The organism is Alkalicoccus chagannorensis DSM 18086, from assembly GCF_000429725.1.
In the GTDB taxonomy this organism is placed as follows: domain Bacteria; phylum Bacillota; class Bacilli; order Bacillales; family Salisediminibacteriaceae; genus Alkalicoccus; species Alkalicoccus chagannorensis.
Map to the genome: position 1 here is coordinate 120,506 of NZ_AUCK01000005.1, position 22,790 is coordinate 143,295.

Sequence of the window (22,790 nt, forward strand, 5' to 3'; positions counted from 1 at the left end):
AGTCATCCGCCGTACTGTCGTTCTGCGTACGTGTTGAAAGATAATGTCTCCAGCCACGATACGGGAACGAGGAACGTGACGGTCACGACACCGGGGTGACGGCCGATTTCAATAGAGCCGGTTACCGTGGCCCGGTTCATGACTTCCGGAACGGTGATTCCGAGCAGATTGGCAGCACGCTGCATGCCGTTCGTCGTGGCTTCATTCAAGTCTGGCCCCGTTCCGACAAACTGCAGTGGAAGTGCTTCTTCCAGCTGCGCCTGCTGCCCCCAGGAAGCGGCGAGCGCTTCTGCTTGTTTACGCTCGTTTTCAGACGGCGGAACAGCAAGGTGAGGGAGGTCCTCTTTTACCGGAAGCAGGATCGGTCCTTCTATGGTCGTATTTTTAATTACGTCGACCTGGAGTGTTACGATACCGGAAACATCGGTCGTATGGCCGGCGATTTCACCGTCCCCCTGCATGGCATGCATATCTCCGAGGTAGACACCGCCTCCGGGAACTTTCACTGGACAGAACACCACAGCCCCTTCCCGTGCGCGGTTGATGTCCATATGTCCGTCCGTACGGTCTTCCAGCTCTTCTTTCGTTAAGGTATACTCGTGCGGGGCATCAATGAGAAAAGAGCCGAAGTCCCCCGCGTTGTGCGAATCGGGGATCACCCGCGATGGCGTGGTGCCGAGCTGTCCAAGAAAAGGCCGGACTCTGGCGATCACACCCGGCATGTCGTGCGGCGCAAACGTGACAATCGGGTTTTGGATCGAGTTCTCTGGTGTCGCCATAAAATGGTGTCCATTGGAAGCTGTTTGATCGGCTCCCTGCTTATCGAGCGTAATGCCGACTTGTTTGTCTGCATCGAAAGCCATCGTATAGGCATGTGTGAACTGAAACGGTGTGACGTCCGCTCCGCAGGATGCACAGCGGATGGCCGTCTGACCTGTTCCTTTGATGACCGTATCCGGATGCATCGTGCCGCATTCCGGACACTTTACCGCGACGAAAGGATCGCCGACGAATCGGCCGTCCACCGGTGCATCATTTCCGGAAGCAGTTGCCATGGAGGTGACTCGGATTGATTTGATCGTTACTGCAATGGTATCGCCGACGTCGGCTCCCTCGACAAAGACCGGCTTGGTCACTTCATGACCGCCGCGCAGCTTCGGCGTGATCATCGGTCCCCAGCATCCCGGCGATGTATTGGCAATGATATGCCCACCGCTTTTCACCGGACCGAGCATCTCTTTATCGGGATCGAGCAGCCCGTCCACAAACTCATTTACAAGAATGGATTCTCTTGCTTTATTCATCGTATCTGCCTCCTTGGCTGAAGATTGAATGCGCTTACAGCATATCGTAATCAATCAGGAGCACGGATGCAAGTGTTTGGTGCTGTCAGGGATATATGATTGAATTCGTTGAAAAAAGGGAACATAATGGGATATAGTCATGGTTACTTACTTTTTAATAGTATAGGAGTGGATTTGAATGAAGCATGTATACCATCCTCCCAAAAACGGCAGTACGAAAACACTATTGCTGCTGCACGGCACCGGCGGAAATGAAGAAGATCTCCTGCCGCTCGCCGAGATGATCGACCCGGACGCCGGTATTTTAGGTGTAAGAGGGAACGTGGACGAAAACGGCATGAACCGGTTCTTCCGGCGTCTGCGGGAAGGCGTATTTGACGAAGAGGATTTGATTTTCCGCACAGAAGAACTGAAACAGTTTGTCGATCAGACAGCGGAAGAAAAAGGATTTGACCGCAGCCGGGTAACCGCTGTCGGTTATTCCAACGGAGCAAACATTGCAGCAAGTCTGCTGTATCACTATGATCAACCGCTTGATCAGGCCTATTTGTTTCATCCAATGGTACCGAGAAGAGACATCGAACGCCCGGATATGACCGGCATTCCTGTATTCATCGGCGCCGGCTCGAATGATCCGATCTGTCCGCCGGAAGAAACAGAGGAGCTGGAACGGCACCTGCGTGAATCCGGCGCCTCTACAGAGCTCTACTGGGCTCAGATGGGACACCAGCTGACGAGGGACGAAGTCGATGCAGCGCGGACCTTCTACGATAAACAGAAAGGAGAATAACCGATGGCTGCTTTCTCTTCGGAAGGACTTTCCAAACAAGAGCAGCACCGCCTGCTCACGTCCATTGTAGCGCCGCGGCCGATTGCGTTTGTCAGTACGATGTCCGAAGATGGAGTGCTGAACGCCGCGCCGTTCAGCTACTTCAATATTGTGTCGGCAGAGCCGCCGCTTCTGTCCATATCCATCGGCAGGAAAAAGGGCCAGCAGAAAGATACAGCCCGGAATATTCTTCAGAAAAAAGAGTTCGTCGTCCACGTGACGGATGAGGACAACGTAAAAAAAGTGAACAAAACAGCGGCTTCTCTCTCCCCGGACGAAAGCGAAGCCGCATTTGCCTCCCTCACACCGACTGTCAGCCATCAGACCGGGGTGCCTTCGATCAAAGAGTCGACGGTCAGAATGGAATGTGTGCTGGAGCAGCATCTCGTGATCGGCGATGAAAACAGCGTGGTCGACCTGATCATCGGCCGGATCCGTCACTACGACATCGAAGATAAACTAATCAAAGATGGCAGCGTGCGGACCGATAAGATGAAGCCAGTTGCGCGGCTGGGAGGAAAGGAATATGCCCGGCTCGGCCATGTGTTCGAACTCGAACGGCCGGACTGACACGAAGCGCAGCAACCGCTGATGCAATAGAGAAGTCAGGTCCGGCGCTGCCGCCGGAGACCTCCCGTCACACCGAATACATGCTGCATGAGAAAAAAAGGTTCTCATTCCCATGTTGAACAGGCTCAGAGTGCTCAGACATTTTTCAAAGGACGCCCTCGGCTCCTTTTTCTTCGCTTGACGCGGAGAAATCCTTCCGCTGTCCCTTCCTTTCGTCCGGGATGATCGTCACGCTTTCTTTTTCCGCAGGCGTCTCGAAACATCGCCTTGCCTACGCTTTTTTGATAAAAAAGGGGAGAAAGAGACCATCTCTGTCTTTTCTTTTGCAAAGCAAGAACGAAGCGGAGGAACTCGTCCACGACAGGCATGCGGAGTTGAAGGGAAGGACTCTTGTATCAACAAGGAACATGAACAGAGCCACTCATGCAGCCTCGCTGCACCATGATAGATGAACATAGACTCCTATGTTCTTTTTTCAAGGTAGCCAAAAAGAAAACAAAACGAAACTTTTCAGTGGGGAAGGGCGGCGACGCCAGAGGGATCAAGCGCCGTCCGAACATCCTCCTCGCAGCGCGAGGAAAGTGGAGGGCAGCGCCCCTTGGCCAGCGTCCGCCTGAAACGGCAGAAAAGATGCAACAGAAATCAACCTCTACCCCAACATTTACTATAGAACTAAAAAAACAGCCGCGCCGGATCATTCCGGTGCGGCTGTCTGCGTGAAAAGGCGCTCCGGGCTGTTGTTGATAACCCGGCGTCCAGCTTATTCGTCATTATTGTTTTCTTCTTCGGAAGCGGGCGGGTGAAATTGGACATCGTAGCCTGCTTCTTCCATCAACTGCGGGATGCTGCCTTCGCCTGCGGTATGCAGGGCGCCGACGACAGCAAAAAGAGTGCCTTCTTCTTCTTCAAGAAAAGAAGCAAGCTGCTCGCTCATCTGCTCATCCCGCTGATCCAGGCCGAGCGTGTCGTGGGCGGTGTCGACGGACCGGAGAAAGGAAAACAACTCCTGATCTCCTTCGCGCCATATCCCGACGAGCGCACGCATTTGTTCGTCAGCCCGGTCGAGCGAAGCGATTTCGTCTTCCAGCGCAGCCACCTGTTCTTCATAGCTGGTGTTCTGCATGGCTTCCAGCTGATCCTCCAGATTTTCGAGGGAGCGTACCGGCAGACCGTCTTCTTCCGCGAGATCGAGGAAGTAAGGGTCAATGCCATAGGCAGCTTCAAAGCTGGAACGCATCAACGCAATATCACCTGTAAACAGGCTGAGCGCCCACGGCTCCGCCTGGGCCATCATTGGTTCTTGTATGCCGAACGTTTCGAGTTCGTCCACCAGCGTTTCATACGCGTCTTCGTGCATTTCGTCCGCCAATTCCCGGCCCCCGCCGGCCATGGCGGACATGAGCTCTTCGTTCATGTCCTGCTGCACCTGAGGATCATTGATGTTGACTTCAAACGCAGCTTCATCAGAGCGTTCATACGCCTCCATCACCTCATCGCGGAGCGGATACATGTCCGGTTCGCCGACATGGACGGAACCGTACAGGTACACCGTGTTAGCTTCACTGCTTATTTCGTAGAGAAGTCCGTTCGACGCCCCGTTCGGATTGACCTCCGGGAGCATGGTCTGAGCATAGACTTCCACGTCGGAAGACTCCAGCTCCAGCATCGGTTGAACAAGACTTTCTTCGTAAGTAGGATCAAGGAGAATGATGCCGAGATCGGCCGACTCCAGCGATTCCACCGTCAGCAGGTCGCGGATTTCCGTCGGCGTCGCTTCGGGCAGGTCCAGCTCCTCCAGGTTGGTGAGTTGATCAATGCCGCTCAACGAAACGATCTCTTCGTCGGAAGAGAGTGCAGTAATGTCTTCAGGGTCCACTTCCTGAAGGGATGAGGCACCAGACTGTTCCAGTACCGCCCGCTCCAGGGCGTCATCTGCGAAAGAAAGTTCTTCCTGCTGGCATGCCCCGAGAAGTAAAATTGGAGTGAGATATAAGATTGATTTTTTCATGGAGTATAGTGTCCCTTCTATGCTCAATGATGATCGCGAATCGAATGACAGCGTACGTCATTGAAATGCAATTGTATTGTATCATACAAAGCCTTCGTGCTGGGAGTCAGAATTTGATATGATGGAAGATAGTCAAAAAAGCAGTGAGAGCTGCGTGAATGCAGGAAGGCGGGGTTTACTTGTTAAAATTAAATGCGCTGTCAGAAGAAGAGCTGCTTGGCAGCGTAAGTACACCGGAGCTGCTGACGATTGCCAAGTCCTTTCATCGGAATGGCAGTGTGAAAGAGCTTCTATGGAATCCGGAGCGGCATACTTTTGTCGTTCATGTCTACCGCTATCAGCAGGAATATAAAGCAGAAATCGAAGTCATGCAGGACCTCACCATCACGTCTACCGCATGTACCTGCGGCTCGGACCGGTGCGTGCACATCTATGCTGCACTCCTGGCGCTGCATGAAGCGGATGTCGTACCTTGGCTGATCGAAAAAGGATTTGCGTCGAAGGAAGCGCTGTCTTCCCTGAGCCCGCGTGAGGAAAGAAGGCTTGAAGAAGCGCTGCATCGTTTTCACTCGCTCTTTCTGGAAGAGGAAGAGGGAGCGCCCGCATCGAACCGCGAAGAACTGCAGGTCCAGTACCAGATCAAACTTTGGCCTGCTTACGATTCGGAAACATCGGGCGCGCTGGAAGTGGAGCTGAAAATTGGACCGGGACGGCTGTATGTCGTGAAAGAGATTCGGGATTTTCTCGAATCCTACAGCAGCCAGCAGGCCATGCTGTTTACGGACCGGTTTTCTTACTATCCGGAGGAGCATACCTTTGCAGAAGAAGACAGGGAGATTCTGGACTGGATGTATGAACTCCTGGCCGTGCAGGACATGGGGAGGACGTATTTCAAAGCCCCGTCGTCGCGTTCGTTCACGCTTCCACCGCAGTATGCCAAGTCTTTTTTAGAGAAAATGAGCCGCCGCGATGCAGTCGTGATCTACGATGAAACACGACGGCTCGTTCTTGAAGAAATGGAACGTCCGTTTTCTTTTCGAGTGGAAGAAGAAGGCGAAAACATGCATCTGCACTGGCAGGAAGCAGATGAGTGCCTGTATTTCGGCCGTCGGATGCCGCTCTGTTACGCCGGAGGCACGTTCTATTCGATGGACAAGGATAAACAGCGCATCATAGAGCATTTGTACTATCTATTCAGCATGGAAGGAAGGGAGAAGCTCGTATTCACCGCCGCCTATCTGGAATCCCTGGCGAGCGTGCTGCTGCCTCAGCTGCGGGAGATCGGACGCGTCGACCTCGTCGAATCACTGGAGCAGTCTGTGCAGGCCCCGCCCCTCGTGCCGAAACTGTATATTGAGGAAGAAGGGCAGTGGAAGCTGACACTCGACATTCAGTTTCATTACGGCGCGGTGGTCTTCCGCCCGTTCACGGAGGAAAAAGAAAGCAGAGATACCGTACTCGTCCGGGATTTGAAGCAGGAATACAGGCTCATGTCCGTTATTGAAGACACACCGGTGAAGCTGAATGGGTCGTCCATTTACGTCTCCGGCCGGGCGTCCGTACTGTATTTTCTCTCTGCCTGGATGCCGAGGCTGTCTGAGCTGTTTGAAGTGTATGCGCCGAAACATCTGCAGGAAATGATCCACGAGCCCGCTGCACCGATCACGTTGGATACAGACACCTCCGGCTCCGGCTGGCTGGATGTGTCCTTTGAGCTGGAGGGGATCGCGGAGGAAGATGTGGCTGCCATGATGCAGGCACTGCAGCGCCGTGAGTCGTTCTTTCAACTGGAAAACGGAGCCTACGTCCCGCTCGAACATGAGCATCTGCAGGGAGCAAAGTCGTTTCTGGAACAAACGGGGCTCCGGGAGCAGGATCTGGACGGGAACGTGCAGCTGCCGCTCTACCAGGCCTTTGAACTGGAGGCGATGAGCTCGGTGGAAATGCGCCGCTCCGCCGGCGTCAAGCAGCTGTTCCAGCGCCTGTTGGAACCTGAAGAGCATGATTTCCCGCTGCCCGCGGTGGATGCCGACATGCGGGATTACCAGAAACGTGGCTATCAATGGATGACGAGCCTGGATTATTACGGGTTCGGCGGCATTCTTGCTGATGATATGGGGCTGGGGAAAACGCTGCAGACCATCGCGTTTGCGCTCGGGAAAAAAGAGCGAGGGGTGCTCCCAGAACCACTGCTCATCATCTGCCCTGCCAGCGTTGTTTACAATTGGAAAAAAGAACTGGAGCGGTTCGCGCCCCACCTCAAGGCGGGGATGGTCAGCGGAACGAGGCAGGAACGCCGCGCTGCGGTGGCAGCTGCTTCCGAGAAAGACGTGCTGATCACGTCGTATCCCGCGCTCAGACGGGACGAAGACTTGTATGAAGAGCACCGGTTTTCTACGCTGATTCTTGACGAAGCGCAGAACATTAAAAACGTCCAGACGAAAACGAGCCGGGCTGTCCGCAGCATCAACTGCGGGACGTGCTTCGCCCTGAGCGGCACCCCGATCGAGAACTCGCTGGAAGAGCTTTACTCTATCTTCCGCGCTGCACTGCCGGGATTTTTCCGATCCAAGGAAGGATTCAATCGGATGACGGAAGAGCAGATTACCAGCCGCATCCGTCCGTTCGTCCTCCGGCGCCGGAAGCAGGATGTGCTCAAAGAGCTTCCGGAAAAACAGGAGTCGGTAGCCTATGCGGATATGACACAGGAACAGAAAACGCTGTACCTCGGTCAGCTGCAGCTGCTTCAGTCAGAGGCGTCGAATGCGATTGCCGAGAACCGATGGCAGGAACAGCGGATGCAGATTCTGGCTGGACTGACCCGGCTGCGTCAGATCTGCTGCCACCCTGGTATGTTCATGAATGAGTATAAAGGAGGATCAGATAAGCTGGAGCAGCTGATGGAGTATACGGAAGAAGCGCTGCAGCAGGGAAGAAGCATTGTCGTTTTCAGTCAGTTCACGTCCATGCTCTCGATCATCCGGAGCCGGTTCGATCAGAAAGAGCACGATTATTTTTACCTCGACGGCAGTACGAAATCAGAAGAGCGTGTCACCATGGCGGAACGGTTCAACAACGGGGAGAAAGATTTGTTTCTCGTCTCCTTAAAAGCCGGTGGAACCGGCCTGAACCTGACAGGCGGAGATACCGTGATTCTGTTCGACTCCTGGTGGAATCCGGCTGTGGAAGACCAGGCTGCCGACCGCGTCTACCGATTCGGTCAGAAGCGGATGGTCCAGGTAATCAAAATGATCACAGCAGGTACCATCGAAGAAAAAATCCACGCGATGCAGGAACAGAAGAGGCAGTTAATGGACCGGGTCGTACAGACCGGAGAAACGTCCTTAACCTCAATTGGGAAAGAAGAAATCCGCGAGCTGCTGCAGATCTGATGTGGCAGAAAAAGCACCCCGTCTCCCCATGTCGAAGCATGCGGAAACGGGGTGCTTTTTTTCTTTCGTGGGAACGGATAAGAGGTCCAGGCAGGATGAAGACACCTTTGCGCGTTGGAAGGGAGGAACCGGTTCTTCCCTTCCAAAACATGCGCCGCACGCCGTGCCGACCAAAAGGCGCTCCGCGCTTTTGGTCTTTCCCAGCATAAGGGAGCATGTGATCTGCATGGCGTTCCGCGCCTGGATGGTTCGTTACTGAGATACGTCGAAGTCGAGTTCTTCGATCGGCTGTACGCTCTCGTTGTTATCCACATAGGAAATCGAAATGTCATCTCCAGGTTCGATAAAGACAGCTTCCGGATGAGAGGAAGAGCCGAGCGTGAAGATGCGTTCTTCCCCTTCAAGCCAGAGACGGACCGTCACACTCTCTTCCCGGTCCCAATGGTAGACACGTTCCACCGTCACGGTTTCTTCAACGAGATCGGTGAATTCTCCCGGCACCACGTCTCCATCTACTTCAGAGGATAGTTCCAGCTGGTAGGCATTGAATGCTTCCTGCTTCGTATCCCCATAGCCATACACATTTTCGTCTGATGCGTTAACGAGCATGATCTCGCGCAGCACAGAATTTCTGTCCATGAGCGGCACGACCCACGTGTACTGGCCGTAAATACTATAGAGGGACGGGGTGCCTGCGACGTAGTCATCGCGGCGGAATGTCCGCTCCGCTAAATCCATTGCTGTACGCCCGTTCAGCATGCCACTGGCGTCCCGGAAGTAACGGAGTTCGCCGGTCCGGGCATCAAACATCGTAAACCCGACCATCGATCTGGAAGCTTCTTCGCCCTCGTTCTGCAGGCGCATATGGTCGGTGAACCAATTCAGCTGCAGGTTGTCATCTACAACCCCCGTAACGCTGTCCACAGCGCCCCAGCCGGTCGGCTGCGTCAGTCCTTCCCGTCCGAAGAACCGGTTGATGATCCCTTGTTTGTATATACCGAACCAGTCGTTCCGTTCCTGCGCAATGTGAGGAGGATACACGCGGTTCACCCACTCGGGCGCTTCGTCTGCATCATACTGGGAGGTCTCCCCGGTCGCAGGGTCGACGGTAATGATGCCATCGACATCAGCCACCCGGCGGAACTCGGTGAAGGAGCCATAGTTGACGATGTAGTAAGGATTGCCTTCTTCATCCACTTCAAACGTCGTGTCGAGCATGACGACATCCGGGTATTCCATCCGGACATGCCGCTCGAGATTCTCATGGAAGAAGGCTGACGGCACGTAGTTCATCGGTGTTTCGATCAGCTGTGGTTCTGCGCGGTGGTTCTCCGCACTCACCATGATGTATCCGGGCACAGAATCAGCCCGGAACCAGCGGAAAAAGTCATCGTACTCAATCGGCGCGATCCAGTACAGCTCCTCATCCACCCGCTGGATGCGGGCATTGCCAAGCGTGTAAAAGGCTGGATTATCCAGCTGTCCCATCATGACATCAGCTCGGTATTCCGCATAGTCCCGGGGGACGATCGGAATGCTTTCTTCGTTCACCGGATCGAGATCATCTTCGTCCACCTCGACTCCGTCGGCCATGTCGTAACGGTTGTCCGCAATGAACAGGGGCTGGGTGAAAACAAACAGCAGGAATGCAGTGAGCAGGACGACCCCGATCGAGGCCCCCACCAACGCCTGTTTTTTGCGGAACGAGCGGACAAGCATGTAGACTACCGTGTTATCGATGATGAGCCAGATGGCGACAATCGGCAGACACGCAGAGATAAACAGCGTCACACTCTGGTCCAGCAGACCGGCATAGAACAAGAAGATACCGTACCCTATACCGCCGACAGCCCGGATCGGAATCCATATCCGGAATTCCCGGCGCTTCCACCAGACCGGATGAAGCGGCAGAAAAAATAATGCTGTAATCAATACAGCAATCAGCATTTGAATCATGAGTTGCTCCCCCTTTTTGAACGTCGCTTTTTCTACGTTTCTATGCAGCAATCCGTTTCACTTCCGGCCATTTTTGATACAATGGATAAGATAAGCACACTAGAGATGAAGGATGATGCCGTATGAGTCTGCTCCGAGCAGAACAGCTTCAAAAAACGTATGGTGAAAAAACACTATTTCATCGTATATCATTTACTATAGAGAAGAAAGAGCGGATCGGCATTGTGGGAGTGAATGGGACGGGGAAATCGTCTCTGCTCCGTGCGATTGCCGGCCTGGAACCAGCCGAGATCGGAGAGATTATCCACGCGAATGATTTTCGTCTGGAATACGTGCCGCAGGAGCCCGAGCTGCCGCAGGATGCTGCGGTACTCGATATCGTCTTTGATGGGGATGCCCCGGTGATTCAGGCAATGAAAGAATATGAACGAGCGCTTGCGGCATTGGAGGCGGATGCTGGCGGCACGAAAGCACAGGATCAGTTTGCGCGGGCGCAGGCACGCATGGACAAAGAGGATGCGTGGGAAGCGAACGCCCAGGCGAAAACCATCCTGACGAAACTCGGCGTCCGTTATTTTGACGCTGAGATCGGCACCCTCTCTGGAGGGCAGCGCAGACGCGTATCTCTTGCCAAAGCACTGATTCAGCCGGCAGATCTGCTGATGCTGGATGAGCCGACCAACCACCTCGACAACGAGACCGTCGAATGGCTGGAAGAATACCTTCGTGGATACGAGGGAGCGCTCATGATGATTACCCACGACAGGTACTTTCTCAACCGCGTGACCAACCGGATCTATGAGCTTGATGACGGCCGGCTGTATATTTACGAAGGGAACTATGAACAGTTTCTCGAACAGAAAGCGCTCCGCCACCAGCACGAAGAAAAAGTGGAAGATAAGCGTCAGAATATACTGCGCCGGGAGGTAGCCTGGCTGAAGCGGGGGGCGAAAGCAAGAACGACGAAACAAAAAGCACGAAAGCAGCGAATCGAAACCATGCAGGACCAGGAAGGCCCGAAGCAGACCGGGGAACTCGACTTTGCCATTGGCTCCCGCCGTCTCGGCAAAAAAGTGCTGGAGCTGGAGCAGGTGGGTATCTCGCGCGGGGGAAACACCCTCGTGGAGCATGCTGATCTGCTCGTCCAGCGCGGCGACCGAATCGGCATTATTGGACCCAATGGTGCTGGGAAAACATCGCTTCTGCACGCAGCAGCAGGAAGGATTGACGTCGACAGCGGAGAGGTCATCCATGGAGAAACCGTGCATATCGGGTATTATACGCAGGATCACGAACCATTGGATGAAAACCTGCGGGTCATCGATTATGTAAAACAAACGGCCGAAGCGGTGCAGACGTCGGAAGGCGCTGTGATTACAGCCGAACAGATGCTGGAGCGCTTTCTCTTTCCGCGAAGCCACCAGTGGACCCAGATCCGCCGACTCTCCGGCGGGGAACGAAAGCGCCTGTACCTGTTGAAAGTACTCATGGAGGAACCGAACGTCCTCTTTCTGGATGAGCCGACCAATGATCTCGATACGACAGTGCTTGCCGTACTCGAAGATTACCTGGATCAGTTCCCGGGTGTGGTCATTACCGTCTCGCACGACAGGTACTTTCTGGACCGTGTGGTGGACCGGCTGCTCGTGCTCCGGGAAGACAGCACATCTGTCGTTCATTTTTACGGAAGCTACAGCGAGTGGCTCGAACAAGAAAAGCAGCAGGCAGCTGCGCCATCTGCCGCACCAACCAAGAAGCCGGAAGCAGAAAAACCTGCCCAGCAGAAGAAAAAGCTCTCTTACAAAGAAAAATTGGAGTGGGAGTCCATTGAAGAGGACATCTCCCGTCTGGAAGCCGCTATCGAAGCCCTGGACGAAGAGGCGGCTGGAACCGGTTCCGACGCTGGAAGAGCGGCCGATATTATGAAAGAGAAAGAAGAGAAAGAGCAGGAACTGGAAAGCAAGCTCGAACGGTGGGAGGAACTATCCCTGCTTGTCGAAGAACTGGGGTCCCACTAGCAGCAGGCGGAATAAAGAGAGGCACCCTGAAATGGGGCGCCTCTCGTCATGATCACAGCGCGGGAAGAGCAGAGAATGCTTTTCCCGCGCTTTTTGCATTCGTAAGAAAGATGTCCTAGGAAGAAGAAGAGGGCGTTGTCTCATCAGGACGGGGGACGAAGAGCAGATGCTTCGCTTCACCGCCGGCCGGCGGACGTTGTTCCATCACGTTCTCGATACTGAAGACCGGTTGTTTCCGCCCAATGGTTTCTCAAGCGATGCTCCCACGCTCGTTCTTGTATTGAAGGTACGTCTCCTTTTTCAGGATGTCGTGCAGGGTTTCGACAGTGAAGACGATATCTGCCGCACTTGTTGTCAGCGGCGAGGGAGCAAGCCGGATGATATTTGGTTCCCGGTAATCAGGAATGATGCCCTCTTTCTTCAATGCTTCACAAATGCCTGCAGCATACGGGTGCGTCACTGCGAGGTGTCCACCGGTGCCTTCCGCCGGCGTGATGATCCGCAGATCTTTCGTTTCCTCCTCCGGAAGCAGTGTGATTCCCCGCCGCAGGAGGGTCGTCAGCTGAAGCGACTTCGCACGGATGCGTTCGATGCCGGCTTCGAGAAGCATCTCGAGCGATCCGAGCAGCGGCGCAGTGCTTAAAATAGGCGGGGTCCCCTGCTGGAAAGCTCCGGCACCGGCGGCCGGTGTGAACGTCTCCTCCATGTCGAACTGGACATCCTTATCCGAGCCGAACCAGCCGGCCAATGCGGGAGTAAGGTGGTGATGCTTTTCGTGAACAAAGAGGCCGGCTGTTCCCCCAGGTCCGCTGTTGGCATACTTGTACGTGCACCATACAGCAAAATCAGCCTCCAGTTCATGCAGCTCATGAGGCATCACGCCGAAAGAATGAGCCAGGTCCCATCCAATTACAGCGCCGGCATCCGAGGCATGCTTCGTCAACTGCTTCATATTCAACCGCTGACCGGTCCGGTACAGCACGGACGGGAGCAGGACGAGGGCTGTTTCGTCGGTGACGGCAGCTTCAATGTCTTCTTCGTGGAGGATGTGATGTTCATCAGGATACACGAGCACCAGCGCATCTTCCTGGTTACAGGAACGGAGCAGGGAGGTGACAGCATAATGATCTGTCGGAAAGGCTCCCGCCTCCATGACAATCTTCCTTCGTTTGGCGCCGGGCCGGTAAAACGTGTGCAGGAGCTGGTGCAGGTTCGAAGTAATCGAGCCAGCAATGATCGTTTCATGCGGCAGAGAACCGACAAGTGCAGCAGCAGATGCTCCAAGTTGTTCGGCTTGATGAAACCATGGCGGCGAAGCATCCCCCCACCCTCCGATTGCTTTTGTCTTCCACTCCTCCAGCGCCTGCTGCACTGCTGCTTCGGCCCGATGGCTCAAGAGGCCGAGCGAATTGCCGTCGAGATACACCCGGACGTGTTCGGGGAAATAGAATTCACGTTGATAAGCAGCCAGCGGGTCTCTCTCATCTGCCGCGGATGCTTCTTTTTTCCATTCATTCAGCATGGTGATGCCTCCATTCAAGGTAGATAATGGTTCATTATAGCATAGGAAGGAGGATTGATACCGATCGGAAGAGGGAAGGGGATGGGAAGAAAGGAGGGAGAGGATGGAACGTACATTTGCATGGATCAATATGGGGGTACTGCTGCTCGTCATCGCGTATAATGCGCTGGCGAACATTCTCCCACTAAACGGTATTTCCACCGGAGAAGCATCGGAAAGGGTGGACGTCTTGTTCACTCCCGCAGGCTACGTGTTCAGTATATGGAGTGTCATCTATATCACGTTGTTTATCTGGGCTGTGAGAAGTCTCGCAGGCGGCCCCCGGGAAGACAGAGAAGCAGTACAGTCGATCGGCTGGTTTTTTGCACTGAATGGACTCTTTAATGTGACGTGGCTGACGCTGTTCCACTTTGAATTTTATGTCTGGACGACACTCCCGATGATTCTGCTGTTTTTAACTCTTGTCGTGATATACAGGAGAATCGTAGACGCAGGAGCCAGCTGGTGGACGAAGGTGCCGTTCACCCTGTACCTGGCCTGGATCTCGGTTGCGATGATAGTGAACTTCGGAATTTTCTTCAATTTTACCGGCTTCGAGAACGGCTGGATTTTCTCTGATGTATTGTGGACGATGCTGATTCTGCCTGTCGGAAGTGTGATTGCACTGACGTTTTCAGCCGTTTTCCGGAACCTTTTATACCCGGCCGTGTTCCTCTGGGCCTATATCGGGATAGCGGTAGAACGATGGGACATCTATCCGGGCATTGCTTGGATGGCCGTGCTCTCTGCCGGACTTCTTGTTATTGGGATGATCCTGCAGCTTATGTCGAAAAAGCAAGATTACGCGTAATGAAAAAGGGGTACAGTTCAGTAATCAGACAGCAAAGGAGGGAGCTTCCATGAATGTGAGCAGGCACGACGTTCAGCAGCTTCTTGAATCGATGAACGAGGATGAGCTGCGTATCGTATATACCTTCATTCAGGAGTTCCGGATTGCGGAGAAAGATGCTGAAACATCTGACCGTACCCTCTCCACACGTCAGCCAAGCTGACTGTTCCTGTATACAGCTCCAGTCGTCTGCACGAGGCGGCTGAACGGCGGCATCATGTCACGAACAAAACGATCCGGATCCCGCCTTCATCAAAAAAGACGTCCGTCTCAGAAGCAGGAGAGCCGCGTCTTGGAAGCGGGGATCGAGCCCTATATACAGCACGACAAGAGGCTGGGACAAAAAAGTCCTCCAGCACGTAAAAAACGCTTTCGATGACCCATGCAGGGTCGTCGAAAGCGTTTTTTTGTAAGAAATCATGGAGGACCTGTTCTTCCCTCGAAAAGCCTGCGGTACACACCGTTCCAACCAAAAGCCGTTCTGCGCTTTGGGTCAGTCTGTTGTTATTTTTCCTGTCTGACGTCTGGAGGATGGTCTGTTTTCGTCAGGCGGCTCCGGGCGTTGTACCTCCCGGCTCTTCCGTGGCGGGCGGGATCGTCCGGAGCGTTTCTCAATCCATAGCGGATGATCTGATACAGCATGTGCAGCACACCGATATCTTTTAGGATGACCAGAATGACGAGGACGAAAGGTCCGATGAAGACACCGACCACTCCAAGGATCTGAAACCCGACGAAGAGCGCAATCAGGACAGCGAGGGCATTCAGGTTCATGCTTGTGGACAAGACCTTCGGTTCAATCGACTGACGGATGAGTACAGTCACTGCGTAAACGACAGCGAGGCCGATTCCCATACTGATATCGCCGGTGAAAAACGCATAGAGAAGCCATGGAATCAGGATGGTACCCGATCCGAAGTAAGGCAGGATTTCTGCCAGGCCGACAATCAAAGCGATAGTAAAAGCTTGTTCCACCTGAAGGATCAGGAGACCGATAAACACGATAACTGAGGCGATGAGCATCAATACAACCTGCGCACGGAGAAAACCGAAAACACGGTATTGGAACATCTTTTTAAAGGCGAGTGATTTCTCCCGCAGAAGCGGCGGCGCAGCCTGCTGCATTCTGGCGTAGAGGACTTCCCAGTCTTTCCCGATAAAATAGAAAGCAATAAACACGAACACCATGACGACGATGGACGCAGGCACGAAGAAAAGCAGCTGGGTGACGCCGTCTGTCATTCCTTGTGTATTGTCTGTCAAAGCTCCGGCCAGCCAGTCGCCGAGGGTGATGAAGCTTTCATTGACGGCACGCTGCTGTTCCGGTGTGAGCTGGTCGACGGCACCTGTTAATTCCTGGTAAATAGGGAAGATTTGTTCGTTGAAAAACTGCTGTACTTCCCTGGACGTTGTTTCTATCCAGTCCGGCACGAATTCAGCTATACGGCGGAACCCGAACACAATCAAGACGACGATGCCCGTGATGGCACCGACCAGTGCACTGATGCCGAGAAGCAGCGCGAGGATCACCGCCAGCGTATTCGGAAGCCGCACCCGACGGCGCAGCAGACGGATCAGTGGGTAAAACATCCATACGAGCAGTGCGGCAATCCAGAACGGATACGAGACACTGAAAATCCAGACGAGAAGAAAGGAGAGGGCCAGGGCGGCAGCCGTTGTTAAGATGAGTCTAAGGAGGATCCATCCATGGTCTTTCGTCATTGAACATAAGCCTCCTTTCATCCGGGAACGTTGATTTACTTCATATATCTTAACAGAATTTCCATCATTACGTTACGATTTTCTGCGGAGTTCTTTCAATGGATACAGGGTACCCCGCCAGACAACGCCTCCGCGCTTCAGCGTGAGGAAAGTGGAGCGGAGAAGGCAGTAGATAAAGAGCAGACTCATCACCGGCATCGTAAAGAAATGGACGAAGCTCCCCGGAACGAACCGCTGATTATACCAGTACATCGCCGCATACAGCAGGACGAGCAGCAGCGCCGGGAGGTAAAAGGGAAACAGCACGAACGGGGCGGCATGCAGACAGAGCAGCACGACGGCGAAGAGGAGAACGAGCGACACCCGGTAGCGCATGAAGGCGAATAGGTTTTTTTCCAGACCGGTGATCACCTGTGGAATGTTCTCGTACCATTGAACCGAAATAAGGTCGTTCCCAATGCCGAGCTGCTGCTGAAATCCCGCTGAAGCAATTGCTTTACCGAGCTTCAGGTCATCATCTGGAGCTGCTTTGACTTTTTCATGTGTTCCGGAGGCGAGGTAGGCTTCTCTGCGCATCAGATTGAAAGCGCCGATCCCGGCATGCCGCAGCTGAATGAAGTTCCATAGACCGATAATGCTCCAGAAAGAATGAAACGCCCGGTACGAGCGGGTTCCGCCCTGATTTTCAGGAACGAGGGCTAAGTGATCCACCTCATTGGTATGGACGAAGGGAATCACCTTCTGCAGCGTCTGCGGTCGGAAGTGGATGTCGGCATCCGTGAACAACAGCCACTCGCCGGAGGCTTCGCGGGCACCTTGAAAAAGGGCGTGATTCTTTCCGAGCCACCCGTCAGGAAGGTGCGAAATGTCTATGATTTTCAATCGGGACCTCTCCCGGTGGAACTGCTTGATCTTTTGTAACTCCTGCATCGTCCCGTCTGTAGAGCGGTCGTTAATAATCAGGACTTCCATGTCGGGATAGCGGAGGTCGAGCATGGATTGAACCGCAGCACCTATTTCCTTCTCTTCGTTCCTCGCTGCAGCAATGATGCTGACTCTTGGTGTGTGATGCAGTGAAGACGCAGTCTCTGCTGGAAAAGGAAGCTTCCGTGCGCCAATAAACCACTGGAGTGCAATGACAGATGCAGCCCCGAGCAGGATCAGTGTAAACCAGAACATGCGTGTACCTCCCATTCCATGCGGAAGACGGTTGCGTTTTCCGATTGATATGATACTATCTAATCTAACAGAGCTCGAACGGCTCTCCAAGAAAAACCATTCGGATTGCAGAGGAGTGTCAGATGATGAACGTGAATGATCTGGAGATCAAGCAGCGTGAAGTAAAGGAACGCCTGCTGGAAGAAGATGCGAATTACTTTGAGAAGCTTTCCCAGGGACAGAATCCGTCCTATTATGTACTGGCATGCTGTGATTCCAGAACCTGCCCGTCAACGGTGACAGGACAGCCTCTCGGGCAGTTGTTTATCCACCGGAATATCGCAAATCAGGCACTTCCCGAGGATGCGAGTGTAACGAGCAGCCTGTACTATGCCCTCCATGTACTGGAGGTGGACTATGTCCTCGTGCTTGGACACACGTTCTGCGGCGGCGTGCAGGCGGTGAGAAAAGGAGACCTCCCCGACGAGCTGGAAACGTGGGTGCAGCATGTGCGGACTGCGACCGGATGGAGCCCGGAAGCTGATGTGCCGGAAGACGGAACCACCTTGGAGAAGCAGAACATCCGGTCGCAGGTGGAAGCGATTCAGGAACACCCCGTTTACCAGGCCGGCGGCAGAAAGGTTCCAGTACTGGGAGCGATGTATCACATTGAGAACGGGGACCTGGAGTGGGTCGTCCGACCTGATGCGGTTGACGGCTGATCTGGCTGCCGGTGGTGGTACGCTCCAGGCAGAAAGCGATCGTATCAAGTCCATACCTTTTTGTTGTCGGTCCTTGCTGCGGCTGCTCGTCTTCAAGACAAGGGAAGTCTCTGAAGCAGCAGAGCCGTCAGCTCTATACGAAAAAACCGCGCCGGGTTTCCGGCGCGGTTTTTTGAAAAAGCAGCCAGGACGCCAGGGACATGCCTCCTCCAGGAGGTCGAGGGCCCTAGACGACGGCTGGAGACGGACTGATTTTATCAGCGTCCGCCTGTCCGAGTTTAGTTCGCGCTCTGCAGTTTCTTCAGCATGGTCAGCGAACGACCGGTTCCAATTGCAACGGACTCCAGTGGAGAAGGTGCGAGATGTACCGGCACGAGAATTTCGTCTGCAAGCCAGTCTTTCATCCCCTTCAGCAGGGCTCCGCCGCCGGTAAGCATGACGCCGCGGTCGACAATGTCACCGCTCAGTTCCGGCGGGCAGTCTTCCAGCGTAGCTTTGATCGTCTCCAGAATAGAGAGGAGCGCTTCACGGTAGGCTTCCTGAATTTCTGTGGACGTGACTTCGATGGTTTTCGGCAGTCCGGTTACCAGGTCGCGCCCGCGGATTTCCATCGTTTCTTCGTTGTGATCAAGGAGCGCCCATCCGATATCAACCTTTAGGTTTTCTGCTGTGCGTGAGCCGATCATCAAGTGGTATTTCTTTCGGATATACTGTGTAATATCTTCATCCAGCCGGTCTCCACCGATGCGGAGGGAGTGGCTCGAAACGACACCGCCAAAAGAAATAATGGCCACCTCGGTCGTTCCTCCACCGATATCGACAACCACGTTGGCGACTGGCTCATCAACAGGCAGGTCCGCTCCAATGGCTGCAGCTACGGGCTCTTCGATCAGCTGTACGCTCTTTGCGCCACACTGACGAACGGCGTCTTGAATAGCTCTTTTTTCGACTGAAGTTGCGCCGCAGGGAGTACAAACCACCACGTTCGGCTTCCGCAGGGACGTGCCGAGCTGCTTCGCTGCCTTTTTCATTAAGTGTTTGATCAATTCTGTCGTGACGTCGTAATCCGCAATGACGCCGTCTTTCATCGGACGAAGCGCTACTATGTTGCCCGGGGTCTTTCCGACCATCATCTTTGCTTCTTCACCGACAGCCAGAACCTGTCTCGTGTTAGCATCGAGTGCAACGACCGATGGCTCGTTCAGGATCATTCCCTTTTCCTTTGTATATACAAGCAGGTTGGCAGTGCCTAAATCAATTCCAATTTGTGTTGCTGAAAACATGAATGTCATCCTCCGTTCTGAATTCAGTCTGCCGTGAACAGTACTATTCTTGATGATAACGAATTTTCCTCTCTGTGTCGTGAGTAAGAATATCAAAAATTATTAAAACGAGATTACAGGGATATATCAAGCTCGAAACAGAGAAAAGAGGTTCAGAGAAACAGGGGTCGAACGGATTCCAGAGCTCATTTGCATCAGCATCCTATAGATGAAGAAAATAAATCGACAAAATTAGACAAAGTATGGAACCGAAAACAATGCTGCAGAACGAAAAGGAATTGTGCTGTATCAGCGTTGTTTTACGAAAAAATAGAAAAGAGGAAAAGAAAAAAAGCGGCGATGAAAATGGAAAGGTGCTTTTCTCGACTTGTTTTCCCCAGTATGATGGACGTAGGAAACTGCCCTATATATATAACTAATAATTACCATTTCATTCATCGGGGCAGATGTACATTCGGACGTTGGGGGGAGCGATGGCTTTGGTTGGTAAATTATTGAAATATAACCGATTAAGACAACAGAAAAAACAGGAAGAAGTGTGCAGCGGGATTTGTTCGGTTTCCTATTACAGCAAAATCGAAAACAATAAAATTGAACCCACGGACGAGGTTTTCGACCAGCTTCTGGCCAGGCTCAACATGACGAGGGCCGAACTTCACCAGGTGGACCGGCGCGACATGAAAAAGCGTCTACTGGAATGGCACCATGCCATGACGGCCGAAGAGTGGAAGCGCGCCGAACAACTGGAAGCGCGGATCGAGGAGAGGCTGGAATTCTTTGATGATGAACGAATTCATCTTCTCTATCGTCTGTTCCTGCTCCGCAAAGCGGCGGCGTACTGGAACAGGCAGAACGTGCTGGAGATGATCGCCGAGCTCGAGTTGTTTCCGCTCCAGAACATACCGGAGGATATCTATTTTTATTTTCATAAAGTGAACGCCGCTGCCTATGCCTTTCTTGAACATTACGAACAGTCGAAAGCGAGCATCCGAAAAGCGGCGTCTGCAGCAGAGGATCTGATTCTGCCTGAAGCAGAAGTACTGGATTTCTACGTCATGGTCGGGCGTGTCTCCATTCAGACGGGGGAATTCACCACGGCCCTTCACTACACGAAAAAGGCACTGAGGGTGTTTGACAGGCACTATGACCTGCTGCAGAGCGGCCGGGCGAGGGTGATGGCAGCCCAGTCGTACCGAGGTATGGAATGGATGGACAGCGCAGAAAAAGAGATAGAACAGGCGTCAAAAATCAGCATGCAGCTCCGCGAGCAGCACCTCGAATCGCTTGTTCTCCAGGAAAAAGGCGAGCTGATGGCTGTGCGCGGGCGCTCGATGGATGCGGTGCAGATGTTTCAGCAGTCCTACAGCAGGCGCGCGGGTGGAGCGAGGCTCGTCACCATCAAGGCCATTCTGCGGGAGTTTGAGTCGATGGAACAGCACCAGGATATTTTAAGCTGGGTGGCTCATGGATTTGAGACCTTGACCGCCGTCAAAAAGACGAGGGAACTCACCCCGGAAGAGGAGAGGTATGAGATCACCTTCATATACTATCTCCATAAATACGAAAAACATCGATCCTATCGTTTCGAAGAAATTCTTCATGAGAAAGTGATTCCGTTTTTCCGGGATCGAAAAGACTGGCTGGAGCTCGCTTTTTATCTCCGGGAAGCTGCCATCAGATCGTGGGAGAAACAGCAGTACAACCAGTACAGCAAGCTCATGGAAGAAGCACTGGATGCCCTGTGGCAGCGCGTACGCTGACTGCAGGGCTTTTGCATACAGAGCGCCGATGCTGTACCATTCAGCTCATGCACGTTCCGGCGAAACGACCTATGATAAAGAGAGATGTAGCACTTCGATTGTTTAAGGGACGGAGTGAAGTGGAATTGTACAAGGAAGCAGACCCATCCGGCTCCTGAAGTTCAAGGTCAGGGGACAGACCGCTTAGCAGAGGACGTGATGAGTATGGAAGAGATCATGAAGGATTTGATCGAGAGACAAAGGAAGTTTTTTTATGACGGGCATACTAGAGATATTGCGTTTCGAAAAACGCAGATGCTCAAGCTGAAAAAAGCAGTACAGCATCATGAAGACGAGATAAAAACTGCGCTGAAGAAAGATTTGAACAAAGGGGATTTCGAAGCGTACTTGACAGAAGTGGGTTTTTTCTACAGCGAGTGGAAAGACCTGTATAAAAACATGGCTTACTGGGCGTCCCCGCAGAAACAGAAGACACCGGTGACCCACATGGGAAGCAAAAGCTACATAAACAAGGATCCTTACGGGGTTACGCTGGTGATCGGCCCGTGGAACTACCCATTCCAGCTGCTGATGACGCCGCTTCTCGGCGCTATTGCCGCAGGAAATACGGTCGTGCTGAAACCGTCTGAATATACGCCGTACACGAGCATGGTCATTCGGGATATTATTGCTTCCACCTTTCCAGAAGAGTATATCGCGGTTGTCGAAGGGGATGCAGATACGGCGAAGGCGCTCCTGGATCAGAAGCTGGACTATATCTTCTTTACGGGGAGCAGAGAAACCGGCAGGAAAGTGATGGCGAAAGCAGCGGAGACACTGACGCCGGTGACCCTGGAGCTTGGCGGAAAAAACCCGGCTGTCGTTACAGAAGAGGCCAACCTGAAGCTTGCAGCCAAACGAATCGTATGGGGGAAATTCCTGAATGCCGGGCAGACGTGTGTTGCGCCGGATTACATTCTCATCCACGAATCGAACCGGCGCCAGTTCATGAAACTGCTGGTCCAGTACACGAAAAAATACTTCGGTCCGGAAGTGAGAGGGAAACGCTCCTATCCAAAAATCATTTCTGAATCTCACGTAGACAGACTTGCCGGTATGCTGGATAAAAACAAAGTCCTTTACGGCGGGGGCTACGACCGTGACAGCCGAAAAATGGAACCGACGATCATGATTGATGTGCAGCTTGATGACATGGTGATGGAGGATGAAATTTTCGGTCCGATTCTGCCGATTATTTCTTATCAGTACGAGAGTGAGGTACTCGATATCGTCCGGGAGCGGCGGAATCCGCTTGCGCTGTATCTCTTTACGGAGAGCAGCGAATCCGAAGAGATGATCATCAACAACCTTTCCTTCGGCGGCGGGTGTATCAATGATACCATCATGCATATTACGACGCCGTATCTGCCTTTCGGCGGTGTCGGTGAGAGCGGGCACGGCGCCTATCACGGGAAAGACAGTTTTGATACTTTCACTCACAAGAAGTCGATTCTGGATCAAACGACCAGGTTTGATCTGCCGATTCGATACAACCCATCTCCCGGCACCATGAAGACGCTCCGTTCCATCTGGGAGTAGTCCCGGGTGCCTTGGAGGGGCTGGCACATGCCTCGTGGCGGTCGGGTACGTCGATCGGAGCCATGCCGCCGTCTCCTTG

The 22,790-nt window shown here is 53.2% G+C and carries 16 protein-coding genes; 9 read left to right on the plus strand and 7 right to left on the minus strand.

What is annotated here, in order from left to right; all coding sequences use genetic code 11:
• Window positions 1-2: 2 nt before the first annotated feature.
• Entirely contained in the window at window positions 3-1,304 is a 1,302-nt protein-coding gene (locus G477_RS0104195) for an acetamidase/formamidase family protein (protein ID WP_026696880.1), read from the minus strand.
• 178 nt (window positions 1,305-1,482) lie between these two features.
• On the opposite strand from G477_RS0104195, the gene G477_RS0104200 reads away from it, so the two are divergent.
• Together G477_RS0104200 and G477_RS0104205 are read left to right on the plus strand one after the other, a co-directional pair.
• Window positions 1,483-2,094 carry an alpha/beta hydrolase gene (locus tag G477_RS0104200; RefSeq protein WP_026696881.1) on the plus strand — a complete coding sequence of 204 codons (612 nt, stop codon included), beginning with the start codon at window positions 1,483-1,485 and terminating at the stop codon, window positions 2,092-2,094.
• Between the two features lie 3 nt (window positions 2,095-2,097).
• Entirely contained in the window at window positions 2,098-2,703 is a 606-nt protein-coding gene (locus G477_RS0104205; protein ID WP_026696882.1) for a flavin reductase family protein, read from the plus strand.
• 760 nt (window positions 2,704-3,463) lie between these two features.
• Here the strand turns inward: G477_RS0104205 and G477_RS0104210 are convergent.
• Window positions 3,464-4,711 carry a TraB/GumN family protein gene (locus tag G477_RS0104210; protein WP_026696883.1) on the minus strand — a complete coding sequence of 416 codons (1,248 nt, stop codon included), beginning with the start codon at window positions 4,709-4,711 and terminating at the stop codon, window positions 3,464-3,466.
• Between the two features lie 179 nt (window positions 4,712-4,890).
• On the opposite strand from G477_RS0104210, the gene G477_RS18685 reads away from it, so the two are divergent.
• Window positions 4,891-8,103: an SNF2 helicase associated domain-containing protein gene (locus G477_RS18685; protein ID WP_170203830.1), complete on the plus strand. Its 3,213-nt coding sequence runs from the start codon at window positions 4,891-4,893 to the stop codon at window positions 8,101-8,103.
• Between the two features lie 252 nt (window positions 8,104-8,355).
• Here G477_RS18685 and G477_RS0104220 read toward each other — a convergent pair whose 3' ends face one another.
• Window positions 8,356-10,059, minus strand: coding sequence for a hypothetical protein (locus tag G477_RS0104220; protein WP_026696884.1), 1,704 nt, complete (start codon window positions 10,057-10,059; stop codon window positions 8,356-8,358).
• Window positions 10,060-10,181: 122 nt separating this feature from the next.
• Between G477_RS0104220 and G477_RS0104225 the strand changes: the two genes are divergently transcribed.
• Entirely contained in the window at window positions 10,182-12,077 is a 1,896-nt protein-coding gene (locus G477_RS0104225; protein WP_026696885.1) for an ABC-F family ATP-binding cassette domain-containing protein, read from the plus strand.
• 250 nt (window positions 12,078-12,327) lie between these two features.
• Here the strand turns inward: G477_RS0104225 and kynU are convergent, their stop codons facing one another.
• Complete coding sequence (kynU, locus tag G477_RS0104230; protein WP_051287670.1) at window positions 12,328-13,599, minus strand: kynureninase; 1,272 nt, start codon at window positions 13,597-13,599, stop codon at window positions 12,328-12,330.
• Between the two features lie 103 nt (window positions 13,600-13,702).
• Here kynU and G477_RS0104235 point away from each other — a divergent pair, with 103 nt between their 5' ends.
• Window positions 13,703-14,449 carry a TspO/MBR family protein gene (locus G477_RS0104235; protein ID WP_026696887.1) on the plus strand — a complete coding sequence of 249 codons (747 nt, stop codon included), beginning with the start codon at window positions 13,703-13,705 and terminating at the stop codon, window positions 14,447-14,449.
• 49 nt (window positions 14,450-14,498) lie between these two features.
• Window positions 14,499-14,651: a hypothetical protein gene (locus tag G477_RS21360; protein WP_170203832.1), complete on the plus strand. Its 153-nt coding sequence runs from the start codon at window positions 14,499-14,501 to the stop codon at window positions 14,649-14,651.
• Between the two features lie 341 nt (window positions 14,652-14,992).
• Here G477_RS21360 and ytvI read toward each other — a convergent pair whose 3' ends face one another.
• Both ytvI and G477_RS0104250 read right to left on the minus strand, forming a co-directional pair.
• The gene (gene ytvI, locus G477_RS18690) at window positions 14,993-16,210 is read right to left on the minus strand and encodes a sporulation integral membrane protein YtvI (RefSeq protein ID WP_084406118.1); all 1,218 of its coding nucleotides are present in this window, start codon (window positions 16,208-16,210) and stop codon (window positions 14,993-14,995) included.
• 72 nt (window positions 16,211-16,282) lie between these two features.
• Window positions 16,283-17,389: a glycosyltransferase family 2 protein gene (locus tag G477_RS0104250; protein WP_051287672.1), complete on the minus strand. Its 1,107-nt coding sequence runs from the start codon at window positions 17,387-17,389 to the stop codon at window positions 16,283-16,285.
• Window positions 17,390-17,511: 122 nt separating this feature from the next.
• Here G477_RS0104250 and G477_RS0104255 point away from each other — a divergent pair, with 122 nt between their 5' ends.
• Window positions 17,512-18,090, plus strand: a complete 579-nt coding sequence (locus G477_RS0104255; RefSeq protein ID WP_084406120.1) for a carbonic anhydrase — start codon at window positions 17,512-17,514, stop codon at window positions 18,088-18,090.
• Between the two features lie 278 nt (window positions 18,091-18,368).
• Here G477_RS0104255 and mreBH read toward each other — a convergent pair whose 3' ends face one another.
• The gene (mreBH, locus tag G477_RS0104260) at window positions 18,369-19,373 is read right to left on the minus strand and encodes a rod-share determining protein MreBH (RefSeq protein ID WP_026696890.1); all 1,005 of its coding nucleotides are present in this window, start codon (window positions 19,371-19,373) and stop codon (window positions 18,369-18,371) included.
• Window positions 19,374-19,852: 479 nt separating this feature from the next.
• On the opposite strand from mreBH, the gene G477_RS0104265 reads away from it, so the two are divergent.
• Both G477_RS0104265 and G477_RS0104270 read left to right on the plus strand, forming a co-directional pair.
• Window positions 19,853-21,133 (plus strand): helix-turn-helix domain-containing protein, encoded by a 1,281-nt coding sequence (locus tag G477_RS0104265; protein ID WP_170203835.1) that lies wholly within the window; start codon window positions 19,853-19,855, stop codon window positions 21,131-21,133.
• A gap of 198 nt (window positions 21,134-21,331) precedes the next feature.
• Complete coding sequence (locus G477_RS0104270) at window positions 21,332-22,711, plus strand: aldehyde dehydrogenase (RefSeq protein ID WP_342664176.1); 1,380 nt, start codon at window positions 21,332-21,334, stop codon at window positions 22,709-22,711.
• The last annotated feature ends 79 nt before the right edge of the window (window positions 22,712-22,790 follow it).